This is a genomic window from Rhodococcus sp. WB1, assembly GCF_001700945.1.
Taxonomy (GTDB): Bacteria; Actinomycetota; Actinomycetes; order Mycobacteriales; family Mycobacteriaceae; genus Rhodococcus; species Rhodococcus aetherivorans.
This window is the reverse complement of the sequence record NZ_CP015529.1, coordinates 2,049,463-2,062,787: the sequence shown is the minus strand read 5'-3', so window position 1 is coordinate 2,062,787 and position 13,325 is coordinate 2,049,463. Positions and strand designations below refer to the sequence as shown.

At 73.5% G+C, this 13,325-nt stretch carries 14 protein-coding genes and 1 riboswitch; of the genes, 2 read left to right on the top strand and 12 right to left on the bottom strand.

Features of this window, described 5'->3' with window-relative positions; translation table 11 throughout:
- Positions 1-2 precede the first annotated feature (2 nt).
- The 10 genes from A4U64_RS09265 to A4U64_RS09220 all read right to left on the bottom strand — a co-directional run bounded on the left by A4U64_RS09265 (position 3) and on the right by A4U64_RS09220 (position 8,953).
- The gene (locus tag A4U64_RS09265) at positions 3-740 is read right to left on the bottom strand and encodes a lysophospholipid acyltransferase family protein (protein ID WP_006933354.1); all 738 of its coding nucleotides are present in this window, start codon (positions 738-740) and stop codon (positions 3-5) included.
- A 131-nt stretch (positions 741-871) separates the two neighbouring features.
- Positions 872-1,852 carry an ROK family protein gene (locus tag A4U64_RS09260; RefSeq protein WP_065922491.1) on the bottom strand — a complete coding sequence of 327 codons (981 nt, stop codon included), beginning with the start codon at positions 1,850-1,852 and terminating at the stop codon, positions 872-874.
- Between the two features lie 13 nt (positions 1,853-1,865).
- A complete protein-coding gene (locus tag A4U64_RS09255; protein WP_072635453.1) occupies positions 1,866-2,273 on the bottom strand; it encodes a hypothetical protein in 408 nt (135 codons plus the stop codon).
- A complete protein-coding gene (locus A4U64_RS09250; RefSeq protein ID WP_065922489.1) occupies positions 2,270-3,490 on the bottom strand; it encodes an ArsA family ATPase in 1,221 nt (406 codons plus the stop codon). The genes A4U64_RS09255 and A4U64_RS09250 overlap by 4 nt, the downstream gene beginning before the upstream one ends.
- Positions 3,491-3,522: 32 nt before the next feature.
- Positions 3,523-3,960 (bottom strand): SRPBCC family protein, encoded by a 438-nt coding sequence (locus tag A4U64_RS09245; protein WP_006933347.1) that lies wholly within the window; start codon positions 3,958-3,960, stop codon positions 3,523-3,525.
- A gap of 129 nt (positions 3,961-4,089) precedes the next feature.
- The gene (locus A4U64_RS09240; protein WP_065922488.1) at positions 4,090-4,488 is read right to left on the bottom strand and encodes a polyketide cyclase / dehydrase and lipid transport; all 399 of its coding nucleotides are present in this window, start codon (positions 4,486-4,488) and stop codon (positions 4,090-4,092) included.
- Between the two features lie 77 nt (positions 4,489-4,565).
- Positions 4,566-5,693 carry a glycosyltransferase family 4 protein gene (locus tag A4U64_RS09235; protein WP_006933343.1) on the bottom strand — a complete coding sequence of 376 codons (1,128 nt, stop codon included), beginning with the start codon at positions 5,691-5,693 and terminating at the stop codon, positions 4,566-4,568.
- Between the two features lie 42 nt (positions 5,694-5,735).
- Positions 5,736-7,064 carry a hypothetical protein gene (locus A4U64_RS09230; protein WP_029544220.1) on the bottom strand — a complete coding sequence of 443 codons (1,329 nt, stop codon included), beginning with the start codon at positions 7,062-7,064 and terminating at the stop codon, positions 5,736-5,738.
- A gap of 58 nt (positions 7,065-7,122) precedes the next feature.
- Positions 7,123-8,169, bottom strand: a complete 1,047-nt coding sequence (locus tag A4U64_RS09225) for an NlpC/P60 family protein (protein ID WP_006933341.1) — start codon at positions 8,167-8,169, stop codon at positions 7,123-7,125.
- A 202-nt stretch (positions 8,170-8,371) separates the two neighbouring features.
- The gene (locus A4U64_RS09220) at positions 8,372-8,953 is read right to left on the bottom strand and encodes a C40 family peptidase (RefSeq protein WP_006932087.1); all 582 of its coding nucleotides are present in this window, start codon (positions 8,951-8,953) and stop codon (positions 8,372-8,374) included.
- A gap of 14 nt (positions 8,954-8,967) precedes the next feature.
- A riboswitch (cyclic di-AMP (ydaO/yuaA leader) is annotated at positions 8,968-9,136 on the bottom strand.
- A gap of 452 nt (positions 9,137-9,588) precedes the next feature.
- On the opposite strand from A4U64_RS09220, the gene A4U64_RS09215 reads away from it, so the two are divergent.
- Positions 9,589-11,370: a DEDD exonuclease domain-containing protein gene (locus A4U64_RS09215; protein WP_029544223.1), complete on the top strand. Its 1,782-nt coding sequence runs from the start codon at positions 9,589-9,591 to the stop codon at positions 11,368-11,370.
- A gap of 41 nt (positions 11,371-11,411) precedes the next feature.
- Positions 11,412-11,687: an Lrp/AsnC family transcriptional regulator gene (locus A4U64_RS09210; RefSeq protein ID WP_006932084.1), complete on the top strand. Its 276-nt coding sequence runs from the start codon at positions 11,412-11,414 to the stop codon at positions 11,685-11,687.
- Between the two features lie 27 nt (positions 11,688-11,714).
- Here the strand turns inward: A4U64_RS09210 and trpD are convergent, their stop codons facing one another.
- A complete protein-coding gene (trpD, locus tag A4U64_RS09205) occupies positions 11,715-12,785 on the bottom strand; it encodes an anthranilate phosphoribosyltransferase (protein WP_180986951.1) in 1,071 nt (356 codons plus the stop codon).
- Between the two features lie 68 nt (positions 12,786-12,853).
- Positions 12,854-13,300 carry a hypothetical protein gene (locus tag A4U64_RS09200; protein WP_029544227.1) on the bottom strand — a complete coding sequence of 149 codons (447 nt, stop codon included), beginning with the start codon at positions 13,298-13,300 and terminating at the stop codon, positions 12,854-12,856.
- Between the last annotated feature and the right edge of the window lie 25 nt (positions 13,301-13,325).

Sequence of the window (13,325 nt, the reverse complement as noted above, 5' to 3'; positions counted from 1 at the left end):
TGTCAGCCGGCCTGCGTGTCGGGCAGGCGATCGGCGTCGGCGGCCGTGGCGGCCGCATCCTGTTCGGCGGGCCGGTTCTTCAGGGAGGCCGCGTAGATGTCGACGTATTGCTGGCCCGACAGGCGCATCAGCGCGTACATCACCTCGTCGGTGACGGTGCGCTCGACGAAACGGTTGCCGCCCATGCCCTCGAAGCGGGAGAAGTCGATCGGTTCCCCGATCCGGACCGTCACCTTGGCCGGCTTCCACATCTTCGACCCGATGGGGTTCATCTCGTCGGTGCCGATCATCGCCACCGGGATGACCTTCACGCCGGTCTGCAGGGCCAGCCGGGCGATACCGGTCTTGCCCTTGTAGAGGCGGCCGTCCGGCGACCGGGTGCCCTCCGGGTAGATGCCGAGCAGCTTGCCCTGGGAGAGGACGCGGACGCCGGCGTTGAGGGCGTCCTGCGCGGCGTCGGCGCCGGTGCGGTCGATCGGGACCTGCCCGACCGCGGAGAAGAACCAGCGCTGGAACCGCCCCTTGAGCCCGGGGCCGGTGAAGTACTCGCTCTTGGCGAGGAAGGTGATGCGCCGCGGTACCACCAGGGGAAGGAAGAAGGAGTCGAGGACGGCTTTGTGATTACTGGCGAGGATCGCGGGGCCGTCGGTCGGGATGTGCTCCGCCCCTTCGATTTTCGGCCGCCCCATGAGCCAGAGCAGCGGCCCCAGCAGGACGTACTTGAAAAGCCAATACCACATGGCGTCCTTCCCCGTCTCCGAAACGCGCAGGCAGATCGTGCCTGCCGGTCGACTCTACGACGGCGGGGTGTCGCCGTGCACACCGTGGCACGCCGCGGTCCCGCCTCACAGCGATGGACGTGACGATCATCTCAGCCGCCTGGTCCGTTTCGTCCGGACCGGGACGATTCGCGGGCGAGGTCGGCCGCGCCCACCAGGCCGGCGGCGTCGCCGAGGTGCGCGGCGCGGACCCCGGCGAGCGGCCGGTGACCACGCCCGGTCAGGGCCGCCGCGTAGTGACCGCGGGCATCGTCGAGGAACAGAGACGCCGACCCCGACACCCCACCCGCGATGACGACCAGGTCCGGGTCGTAGAGGTCGGCGACCATCGCCAGGCCCAGCCCGAGCCAACGGGCGAACTCGGCCATCGCCGCGACGGCGAGCGGGTCGCCGTCCTGCGCGGCCTCGGCGATCCGTCGTCCGGTCAGTGCCCCGGGATCCGCCGCGACTTCACGGGTGAGCGGGGAGGACCGGTCCGGGTCTGCCGCGAGCAATTCGATCGCCGTGTCGACCAGCGCGGTGCCGCTGCAGTACCGCTCCCAGCAGCCCCGCTTCCCGCACGCGCAGGGCCGCCCGGCGGGAACCACCTGCAGGTGCCCGAGTTCGGGGGCGATGCCGTGCGCGCCCCGGAACGGCACACCGTCCAGGAGCAGGGCGGCGCCGATGCCGGTGCCGACGGCCACCAGCACGGTCGTGCGGACACCGGCGGCCGCACCGAACCGGTACTCGGCCCACGCCGCGGCGTTGGCGTCGTGCTCGAGGATCACCGGCAGGCCGATCCGCGCGCTCATCCGCTCGGCCACGGGCACGTCCGCCCACGGCAGGTGCGGGGCGAAACGGACGACGCGACGGTCGGCGGTGAGGAATCCGGCGACGGCGAGCCCGACGGCGGTGACCTCGTTGCGTCCCGCCAGGCGGGCGACGGTGCGGTCGAGGGCATCCTCGAGGGCGCGGCCCGAGTGCGGGGTCGGCGACCGGACGGTGTCGACGACGGAACCGGTGCCGTCGACGACGGCCGCGCGAATGCTGGTGCCGCCCACGTCGATTCCGATCGTGAGTCGATCCGTGCTCACGGTGTGGACCCGATCAGCGCCGGATCGTGACCGAGATCGGCACGAACGCACCGCTGCGGCCGGGAGCCGGGGGCGGGGTCTGCGGATCCGGCCCGTCGGGGCCGGCCCCTGGGGGCGGAAGGTACCGGGCGAGCAGGTCCCGCAGCAGGGCGATCAGGGCCGCGATCTGGGTGGCGAGGCGGGTGAGGAGCTCATGTGGCTCGCCCCGCACCGCGGCCGCGACGGCGCACAGCGGGCACCAGCTGCATCCGCTCGGCGCCGAGGCGGGCGCGGCGGCCGCGTCCCCGGTCGTCGGGCCGGGCGCGGGCCGGGTGGGCGGTGCCGGTTCGGCGAATCGCTGCACCGTCTGCTCGAGCCGGTCGAGAACGGCGTCGGCCAGCGCCCGCAGTTCGGCGACGAGGACGTCGTGATCGGCGCTCACTGCGGCCACACCGCGGGATCGGGACGGAACCGCACCAGCAGGTCGGATCCCTCGAACTCGGCGCCGGAGACGGTGCAGCGCCGCAGACCGGACGCGAGCCGCACCCGGCGACGCATCCCGTCGGCGCCGATCACCAGGTCGTCGTCCACCCGGCCGAGTGTCAGCGATGCCGCGTCCGCCAGCGGCAGATGCATCCGCATCGTGTACACCGCATCCACCCCTGTCCCCGATTCGCGCTGTACCCGCACCGGCTCCACGCCGGAATCCTCCGGCGTATGCGGCGCCACGCCGTCCGGGTACAGCGACTCCGCAAGCGCCGCCAGAGAGGCCAACCCTACCGGTTCGGTGCATCGCTGCTCGCACTCGACCACGGCGACGGCGCCGAGAATCGTCTCGATCTCCGCCACGATCCGGCGCTGCCCCCCGCGCTGCTCGGCGAGCCAGGTCGCGGCGGGCCCGGCCTCGTCCGCCGGGAAGTCCGGGACGGTCCGATTGACGAGCACGCGCGCCAGCCGCAGACCGGACAGGGCCGTCCAGGACCGCAGCCGCCGCGCCTCGGCGACGCCGAGTCGATCGGCGGTGGCGACGAGGTGGACCGAGGTGCGGGAGTGGTCGGCGAGCAGGTCCCGCACGGTCGCGGTGTGGTCGACGACGCGGTCGAGGAGCGCCACGACCAGGGCCAGACGCGGGTCGGCACCCGTCGCCGCGACGATGCGGCTGTGCCGGGGCCAGATCCGCTCGATGTACTCCGACACCGTCGCCGGCGCGGCGAGCGTGCGGAAGGCGTCCGCGGACGCGGGGAGGTCGACGATCACCGCGTCCCAGCGTCCCGTGTCGGCCAGGCGGGCCACCTCGCCGAGGGCGAGGATCTCCTGCACGCCGGGCAGCCCGGTGACTTCCTCGGGTGCCGGGATGCCGAACCGGTCGCCGTGCTCGTGGGCGCCGCCGGCGGCGGCGAGCGCGGCCAGGAGCGCGAAGCGCTGCTCGAGCAGGGCGAGCGAATCGATCTCCAGCGCGTCGAGGCCGTCGGTGACCGGGACGATGCGCGCATCGACGGATCCCGGCGTCGCCGGGTCGACGGCGAACACATCCGCCAGCGAGTGCGCCTGATCGAGGGAGACCACGAGGGTGCGAACCCCGGAACGAGCCGCCGCGAGGGCGGTCGCCGCCGCGAGGGTCGTCTTGCCGGTGCCCCCCTTGCCGACGAAGAGCTGCACGGCGGCGGGGCCGGGCCGCCCGGCGTGCCCGCTCAGCCTTCCACCCGCTTCTTGAGTTCCTTCAGCGCGGTGTCGGTGATCACCTTCTCGGCCTTTCGTTTGAACAGGCCGATCATCGGGATGGTCAGGTCCACCGTCAGCTCGTAGTACACGGTGGTGCCGCCCTCCGGCGCTTCAGTCAGGATGTAGGAGCCGAACTGGGCCTTCTGGATCTCGCCCGCGACGAGCTCCCAGCTGACCGATCGGCCGTCCGGGGCCCACTGGTAGACCAGCTCGTAGGTGTCGCGCACCACCCCTGCGTCGAGCACGAACCGGACCCGCTCCGCGCGTCCCCCGGACTCGACGGCGAGCACTTCCACGGACTTCGCCGCCGAAACCCAGGCGGGGTACGCGTCGAAGTCGGCGATCACGGCCATCACCCGATCGGACGGAGCATCGATGGTGATCGACCTCTTGGTCTTCTCGGCCATGCGACCAACGCTTCCTTTCCCTCTGTCCCCGCCGTCCGTCCCACCGGTCGGCACACGCGGGAACCGTTGTCTATCACACCGTAGTAGTTCCGGGGAGGGCTCGTCGCCTGCAGGTGCTCGGCCGTCGGATCAGGGATTTCCGTCCCGGGGCGGTTCGCCGGCGGCGCGGTCCGCGTCCAGTCGCCGTTTGACGTCGAAGGTCATGGCCTTGCCGGCGACGCGACGCCGGTGGTTCATCGTGGCGAGGTCGAGTTCGCCCACCCGCTCCGGCGGCACCCCGGTCGGTTCGCAGTGCAGGAAGTAGTGCACGATCGCGCCGTCGAGCATCGGCTCGAGCCAGACCTCCATCGTGCCGTTCAGCGCGCCGGCGACCGACCACCGGATGCCCTTGTCGGCCCGGTCCTCGCGGACCGTCAGAGCCAGGTCGGGCCACCACGCACGCCAGCGGCGGGGCTCGGCGATCTCGGCCGCGATCCGCCGCGGCGCCGCGGCGACGAAGGTCTGATCGGCCACCTGAATGCTGCTCACGGGGAAAGCTTCACACACCGCCGGTTCCGGCTCGTCCAGGGGGCCGGGTCGGTCGGGCGCGCGGGCCGGTCGGGGCGTCAGGCCAGCAGGCGCCGCAGTTTCGCACCGAGCACGTCCCACCGCCATTCGGCGCCGACCCAGGCGCGGCCCGCCGCGCCCATCGCCGCCGCCCGGTCGCGGTCGGCGAGGACGTCGGCGACGGCGCCCGCGACCGCCGCGACCGACGTGCCGTCGACGACGACCCCGGTCTCCCCTGCGCGTACGGTCTCCGGCGCACCGCCGGACCGGCCCGCCACCACGGGCACCCCGGTGGCGGACGCCTCGAGGTAGACGATCCCGAGACCCTCGACGTCGAGGCCGGCGCCGCGCGTACGGCACGGCATCGCGAACACGTCCGCGATGGTGTGGTGGGCGGGGAGTTCGGCAGCCGGCACCCCGCCGGTGATCACGACGTGGTCGTCGACCCCGACCGCGCGGACCAAGTCCCGGAGGCGGTCCTGGTACGGGCCGCCGCCGACGATCACGAGCACCGCCCCGTCGATGCGACGGCGGACCTCCGGCAGCGCACGGATGAGCATGTCCTGGCCCTTGCGGGGCACGAGCCGGGACAGGCACAGCACGGTGGGCCGGTCGCCCAGCCCGTACCGGGCGCGCAGTTCCGCGCGAGCGGCGGGGTCCGGCCGGAACACCTCGGTGTCCACGCCGGAGGGCAGATGCTCGAGCCCCGCGCCGGGCCCGAACGCCGAGGCGAATCGACCGCGGGTGTACCGGCTGACGTACGTGACGGCGTCGGTGTGGTCACCGATGCGGCGCAGCGCCTGCCGTCCGGCGGGCACCATCGACCAGCCCACCTCGTGCCCGTGGGTGCTGGCCAGGACCCGGCGGGCACCGGCGCGGCGCAGCACGGGCGCGAGCAGGGCGAGCGGCGCCGCGGCGCCGAACCACACGTTCTCGCAGGCCCGGTCGCTCATCAGCCGGGTGGCCCGCCGTGCCACTGCGGGGGTCGGCAGCATCAGGGTGGTGGGGTGGCGGACAACCTCGAAGGGTTGCCGGGCGTCGAACTTCACGTGGCTGTCACCGCGCCATCGCGGGGCGTACACGACGAGTTCGTCCGGGGGCAACTGGGACGCGAACGCCTGCAGGTAGGACTGGATCCCCCCGGGCCGGGGCGGAAAGTCGTTGGTGACCAGCAGCGTTCGGGGCATGCGCTCACCGTAGGCGGTGCCGTGGCGGGCGCGGACGCCGGGTCAGCCGACCCGGGCCGGCACCTGCGCCTCGAGCCAGGTCTGCCATCGGGCGACGAATTGCTCCGCATCCGCACCGAGCACGTCGCCGAGCGCGGCGTCGAGTTCCGCGGCGTCGACGGGCCCGGTGGCCAGCCGCCGGTACAGGGCGGTGAGACGATCGCCGCCGAACTCCCCGGCGACGAACGTCGCGATCGACCACGCGCTCTCGTACGCCAGACGCGCACCGTCGCCGGCGAAGTCGGCGTCTGTAGGCAGCGCGGTGGGCGCCCCACGCTCGGCGACGGCGGCGGCGAGGGTGGGCGCGATGACGCCGAGGGCACCGTCGGCGTTGCGGTAGCCCACGTAGTCGGCGTAGCCCTCGAGGATCCACAGCGGCGACCCGTCGACCGTGTCGGTGCGGGCCGCGACGTGGGTGAGTTCGTGGCGCAGGATCGCCCGCAGGCCCGCCGCGTCCAGCCGCTGCCCGGCGGCGGGGCTGAAGACGATGCGCTGGCCGGTGGTCTCGCCGCGCTCGTGGTCGACAGCGTCGGACACGGCGACGGCGGCGATCTCCGCGCCGTTGTAGCGGCTGCCGACCTGGGCGGTGAACTCGTCGTGCGAGGCGGTGACGAGCACGAGGGCGCGGCGGGGCCACTCGGTTCCCCACGCGGCGTCCACGGCCTCCACCGCGGCCTCGAGTTCGCCGGCGATGTCCGAGACGAGGGACGAGTGCTCGGGGTGCCCGACGACGAGGGACCGCCCCCCGGCCCCGGTGTCCACGGCCCGGACCAGCAGCGGTCCGTAGTCCCACGGCCCCCGCCAGGTGGTGGTCTCCGCACCCGGCAGCGGGCGGTCGTCGACGAGGCGCCACTGCTCACCCCGGCGGGCGAGGAGCAGCGTGACGGGCTTGCGCGTCGGTTCGTCGTCGATGCCCTCGACGGCGTAGCGCAGCAGGACGGTGTGGGCGCGGGCCTCGTCGGCGCCGAGGCGGGCCCCGACGTCGTCGGTCACGTCGGTTCCGGGGTCCTGGCCGAGCTCGTAACCGAAGTCCGCCAGCGGCAACGCGGCGAGGGCCTCGGCGCGCCGCACCTCCGCGTCGAGCAACCCCGGGCGGGCCTGCGGGTCCACGAGGGCCGCCAACGCCGCCCGGTCGGCGGAGCGCACGGCCCGGGACCAGGTGTCGAGCAGCCCCTGCACGGCCGTGCGCGACGCCGGTTCGGCCGGCTCGTCGTCGGGCGTGAACGCGAGCGTGAGGCCGACGGCCACGACCGCGACGATCAGCCCGGCCACGCCGAGTCGCTCCCACCGGCGGCTGCCGGGGGGACGGCGGGACGAATCGGGCGCGGGCACGGCGGCCAGTGTAGGTCGCGCTCACACCGGCGCCGTGGGGGTGGCGGCACGACGGGCGTCAGTACCGGCGGGCGTTGTGGAACGGCATCCTGTCCATCGGGGCGACCTTGACGGGCACGCCGTACGTGGAGGCGTGCAGGACGTTGCCGTTGCCCGCGTACAGCCCCACGTGCGAGGCGTCGTCGTAGAAGGTCACGACGTCGCCGGGCTGGAGCTGGTCGCGCGGGACGGGGGTGCCGCCCTGGGCCTGGGCCTGGCTCGAGCGCGGCAGGCTCTTGCCGATCTGCTTGTAGGCCCACACCACGAGGCCGGAGCAGTCGAACGCGGAGGGGCCGGTGGCGCCCCAGCTGTACGGGCTGCCGATCCTGGTCATGCCGGCCTGCAGGGCACCGCTGCCGCTACCGGGGGCGAGGCCCGACAGGATCTTCTCGGCGTCGAATCCCGGCGGGAACGGCGCGCCGGCCAGCGTGGCCTTCTCCTCGGCGCTCAGCTCGGCGAAGGCGGCGAGCACCTCGTCGATCTGGGCCTCGAGCTCGCTCTGCTGCCGCTGCAGATCGTCGCGCACGGCTTGCGCCTGCTCGGCGGCGGCACGCGCCTCGTCGACCGAGCGCTGGGACGCCAGCGCCGCCTCCGCGGCGGCCGACGACGCGGTGCGGAATCCCGCGACCTGGTCGGCGGTCTCCTGGGCGATGACGTCGAGTGCCGACATCTGGTCGAGCAGCTGCTGGGGTGAGTCGCTGACCATCAGGGCGAACAGCCGGTTGGTGCGGGCACCGCGGTAATTGGCGACGGCGAGCTTGTCCACGGTCGGGCGGAAGACCGCGAGTTCTGCTTCCGCGGCGGCCAGCGCCTCGCGGTCGCGGGCCAGCTCCGCGTCGGCGGCGCGCTGGGCGTCGACCTTCGCGTCGAGATCGATTCCGGCATTGTGCAGCGCCTCGGTGGTCTGCTCGGACTTGCGCGACAGCTCGGCGAGCCGCTCCAGGGCGACGGTGGGGCTCTCCCCCACCGGGTCGGCTCCGGCCGGGGCGGCCGCGAACGCCACCGTCAGCAGCACTCCGATTGCCACCAGCGCCCGAAGCGACCGTTTCGTCCTGTCCACCACCACGGGACCAGGTCCTTTCGTTCGACGTTGCGCACCCGTTACCCGAAAAATCTCGATCAGGTTACGGAAGGGCATTGGTTCGTGTCTACCCACCGGTAGGTCACGCAGCGCCGGGTAGGCGAATCCCGGAAAACCGGCGGGGGCGGACCGGCATCGACCGGTCCGCCCCCGCTGCGCCACTGCGTGGCAGTCGTCGAGTCGTCGCTCAGTAGCGACGGGCCCCGTCGACCGGCATCGAGTTCACCGGGGCGACCTTCACGGGCTGGCCCGAGGTCGACGCGTGGATGACGTTGCCGTTGCCGATGTAGATGCCGGAGTGGCTGCCGCCGTAGAAGGACACGACGTCGCCGGGCTGCAGCGCCGAAACGTCCACGGCGCGACCGGCGGAGGCCTGCTCGTAGCTGGTGCGCGGCAGGTTCAGGCCGGCCTGCTTGTAGGCCCACTGCACCAGGCCGGAGCAGTCGAAGGCGTCCGGGCCGGCGGCGCCGTAGACGTACGGGGCGCCGAGCTTGGTGTGAGCGGCGTCCACGGCGCGCTGTGCGACCGAGGTGACCGGCGCGCTGAAGGGCGCGGCCGGCGCCGGCGCGGCACCCTGCGGGGCCGGCGGGACGAGGTTGGTGACCTCCGGCGGGAGGGTCACACCCGCCGGCAGCTCGAACGAGCCGACGCCGGGAATGGTGATCGGTTCCGCGAGGGCGGGACCCGCCGAAACAGTGACCGCGCCGAGAGCGAGGGCACCGGCGACGACGGCGCGCCGCACGGTGCGCTTGGAAATCTGAGACGCCACGAGGGGGTTGCTCCATTTCTTCCGTTCGTCCGCCGACCGAGTTAGCTGACGGGTTCGGGCTGGGAAGATCAGCCCTACCCCTTCGTCCCGCTGGCGCGGTCGGAGGGGATTCACCCCAGAGGACAACGTGGGTCCCCGGCTCGGGCACCCGCTGCGGGTGCGCCGATTAGGCGGTGACCGAGCGGCGTCTCCCCTCTGGTGGTTCGACATCCTCACCGCTTGGTCTCGAAAAGATTACGAAATCGCATCGGAGGATGTCGACCGTCCGCGCCGGAGACGCCGCGGATTGACGGGTATGTCCGATTCGGGTCCCACGACCCGGCCCGTTCGATCACGGAAACATAACGGTCGGTTCGGGACGCGGCAGGCCCGCGGCCGCTCCGGGCGCCTCCGGCGGCCTGCGCCCGGAACCCGTCGCGTTGTCGCAGGTCGAACCGGCGATCGCGAGCGCATCGACGAAGCGAGAAGCCGCCGACCGAGGCGGCGCCTGCCCTCCGGTCGCGGTATCGATACCCTCTCGCGCCGCCGCCCACACCCACACGGCCGACCGAAGATGTGATCCTCGTCTCCCCGGACCGTTCCGGGTGTCTCCGCCCCGTCCCCGGGGTGTCGGACCCGCCCCCTACCCTGGCGTCGTGACCGTGCCCCACCGAACCGAGCCCGCCGTCGGGGTGCAGCTCGGTTTCGACGAATTGGACACGCCGCTGCGGGAGACCACCTTCGTCGTCGTCGATCTCGAGACCACCGGCGGCAGCTCCACGGACGACGCGATCACGGAGATCGGGGCGGTCAAGATCCGCGGCGGCGAGGTGCTCGGCGAGTTCGCCACGCTCGTCGACCCGGGCCGGTCGATCCCCCCGAACATCGTGCAGCTCACCGGCATCACGACCGCCATGGTCCGTGCCGCGCCCCGGATCGAGCAGGTCCTGCCCTCGTTCCTCGAGTTCGCCGCCGGATCCGTGCTCGTCGCGCACAACGCGGGCTTCGACGTGGGATTCCTGCGGGCCGCGGCGTCCCGGTCCGAGGTCGCGTGGCCCCGCTTGCAGGTACTGTGCACGGTCAAGCTCGCGCGCCGCGTCCTCGGCCGGGACGAGGCACCGTCCGTGCGGCTGTCCGCGCTCGCCGAGCTGTTCCGGGTGTCCACCACGCCCACGCACCGCGCCCTCGACGACGCCCGGGCAACCGTCGACGTCCTGCACGCGCTCATCGACCGCGTCGGCAACCAAGGGGTACACAGCCTCACCGAACTGCGGGACTATCTGCCGGCCGTCACCGCCGAGCAACGCGCCAAACGGTCCCTCGCGGCGCACCTGCCGCGGCGGCCCGGCGTGTACCTGTTCCGCGGGCCCTCGGACGAGGTGCTGTACATCGGGACCGCGGTCGACCTGCGCCGCCGCGTGCGCAACTACTTCACCGGATCCGAGACCCGGCCCCGCCTGAAGGAGATGGTGGCACTCACCACCCGGATCGATCACGTCGAGTGCGCCCATGCCCTCGAGGCCGGGGTGCGGGAGCTGCGGCTGCTCGCCGCGCACGCCCCGCCCTACAACCGTCGCTCCAAGTTCCCCACCCGGGGCTGGTGGATCACCCTCACGGACGAGGCGTTCCCCCGGCTGTCCGTCGTCCGCACACCGACCACGGCGCCCCCGGCCCCGACGTGCGGCGGCCCGACCGACGCCGTCGGCCCGTTCTCGTCGCGGGCCGACGCCGTCGCCGTCGCCACCACCGTCGCCGAGTTCTGCCTGCTGCGGACCTGCACCCGGCGCATCCCCCGCACGAAACGGCACGGCGAGCACTGCCCTCCGGAGGCCGTGGGGGCCTGCGCCGCCGCCGCGGCCGGGCTGCAGACCCCCGTCGAGTACGCGCGGCAGGTGGACCTCGCCCGGGCGCTGCTGCGCGGGGAGGACGACGCGCCGCTGCATCGGATGCGCGAGCGCATCGACCATCTCGGCGCCGCCGAACTGTTCGAGAGCGCGGCCCGGCTGCGGGACCGGGCGGCCGACGCCGTGTTCGCGCTGCGCCGGACGCAGCGCCTGGCCGCCCTCGCGGCGGTGGACGAGCTGATCGCCGCCCGCCGACGCGCCGAAGGGGGTTGGGAGTTCGCGGTGATCCGGGCCGGCCGGCTCGCGGCAGCGGGAGTCGCTCCACGCGGCGTCCCGCCGATGCCCGTCGTCGACGCGATCGCCGCCGCGGCCGAGACCGTGCGCCCGACGACCGCGCCGCTGCGGGGTGCGCTCGTCGAGGAACTGGGACTGCTGGCCCGCTGGCTCCACGACGACGGAGTCCGCATCGTCCGGACCACCCAGGGCTGGTCCGAGCCGCTCCGCGGCGCCGGGGCGTGGGCGCAGTGGGGTGAGCTCGCCCGAACGGCACGCGCCGGGGCCGAGCCGGTCACGATCGCGCACCCCCTACGCTGAGGGCTCGCCCGCAGGTCCGTCCCCGGAAGCCGAGGAGAGCAATGATCCACGCCATCGTCCTGATCCACGCCGACGCCCACCGCATCCCGGAGACCGCCCAGGCGGTCGCGGACCTGGCCGGCGTCGACAAGGTGTACTCGTGCGCCGGCGACATCGACCTGATCGCGCTGCTGCGGGTGCGCGACCACGAGGAGATCGCCGAGGTGGTCACCCGCGGCATCAACAAACTCGACGGCGTGACCAGGACGGCGACGCACATCGCCTTCCAGTCGTACTCGAGCGCCGACGTCGAGGCCGGGTTCTCGATCGGCGAATAGGACGGACGCCCCGGCCCGTCGTCGCGCTCAGCCCGCGGCGGCGAGCCGGTTGGTCACCTCGACCCAGCGGGCGAGCACCGCAGCCGCCGCGCCCGAGTCCAGCGCCTCGGCTGCCGTCTGCATCCCCGCCGCCAGGGCACTGGCGAGCGATCCCTCGAACCCCCGGAAGGCGGCGATCGCCCCGGCGGCGTTCAGCAGGACCGCGTCGCGTACCGGCCCGTGCTCCCCTGCGAGCACCGCCCGCGCGATCACGGCGTTCTCGGCGGCGTCGCCGCCGCGCAGCGCGTCCAGCGGCACCCGGGCGACGCCGAGGTCGGTGGGATCCAGGCTCACGGTGCTCACGCTGCCGTCCCGGACGACGTACACCGTCGACGTCGTGGAGGTGGTCAGTTCGTCCAGCCCGTCGTCGCCCCGCACGACGAGCGCCGAGTTGCCCCGCTCGGCGAGGACACCGGCGACCGTGCCGATCAGCTCCGGAAAGGCACATCCGATCAGGCCGGCGCGGGGCCGGGCCGGGTTGGTCAGCGGCCCGAGCACGTTGAACACCGTCGGGATACCGATCTCCTTACGCGGTGCGGCCGCGAACCGGAGCGCCGGGTGGTAGACGGGGGCGAAACAGAACCCGATGCCGGCCTCGGCGACCGACTCCGCGACGGCCTCGGGACCGAGGCTGATGTGCACGCCGAGCGCCTCGAGCACGTCCGCGCCGCCGCTCTTCGACGAGGCCGCCCGGTTGCCGTGCTTGACGACGCGGATGCCGCACGCGGCCACCACCAGCGACGCCATGGTCGAGATGTTGACCGTGTTCGCCCGGTCCCCGCCGGTGCCCACGATGTCGACGACGTCGTCGTCCACCGGCACCAGCCGGGCGTGGCCCAGCATCGAGTCGGCGAGGCCGAGCAGCTCCTCGGGCGTCTCCCCCTTCATCTTCAGCGCGACGCCGAACGCGGCGATCTGCGCGGCCGTGGCGTTGTCGGACATGATCTCGTCCATCGCCCACTGGGCCTCCGCACGCGCGAGGTCGCGTCCGGCGGTGAGCCCACCGAGGACCGCCGGCCAGCTCCGGGCCACCGCATCCGCCTGTCGTCCAGCGTTCATCGCACCTGCCCTCGCCGCATCTCGCTCCTCGGTGCGCCGCCGTCGTCGGCGGCGCATGCCGGAAGAGCTTAGCCAGGGCCGATCTCCGGCTGCAGGGCGTCCCACCCGAGCGCGGTACCGCCGAGCCGTTGCGCCAGACCGGCCATCCGCGACCGCTCCTGCGAACAGTGCAGCGCATCGAGCACCTGCACCCGCTGCAGCAGGACGGCCTGGAGGCCGGGCCCGGCCGGGTTCGCCGGCTGCGCCGGGGCGTACCCGTCCTGCGCGGCCAGGGCGATCGCCCGCTCCACGGAATCGGCCGGCAGCTCGAGATGGTGCCGCAGGACGGCCTCCGACTCCGGCGACCAGGCCGGTTCGGTCGCCGCGCCCCGCTCGAGGGCGGTCGAACAGGCCTCGACGTCGTCGAAGGACGAGACCACCACCACCAGGTCCGGCCGTGCCGGATCCAGGGGCTCCGGACCCCTGCGCGAGAACGCTCGCCGGACCCGGCCCCACACCCCTCCGCCACTGCTCATCGCACCACGATCCCACGCGCCACGG

Bases quoted from the DNA above. Each gene is read 5' to 3' on its own strand.
- A4U64_RS09245 (WP_006933347.1), bottom strand. From the start codon at position 3,960: ATGGCCGAGAAGACCAAGAGGTCGATCACCATCGATGCTCCGTCCGAT.
- A4U64_RS09235 (WP_006933343.1), bottom strand. From the start codon at position 5,693: ATGCCCCGAACGCTGCTGGTCACCAACGACTTTCCGCCCCGGCCCGGG.
- A4U64_RS09210 (WP_006932084.1), top strand. From the start codon at position 11,412: ATGATCCACGCCATCGTCCTGATCCACGCCGACGCCCACCGCATCCCG.
- A4U64_RS09265 (WP_006933354.1), bottom strand. From the start codon at position 740: ATGTGGTATTGGCTTTTCAAGTACGTCCTGCTGGGGCCGCTGCTCTGG.
- trpD (WP_180986951.1), bottom strand. From the start codon at position 12,785: ATGAACGCTGGACGACAGGCGGATGCGGTGGCCCGGAGCTGGCCGGCG.
- A4U64_RS09200 (WP_029544227.1), bottom strand. From the start codon at position 13,300: ATGAGCAGTGGCGGAGGGGTGTGGGGCCGGGTCCGGCGAGCGTTCTCG.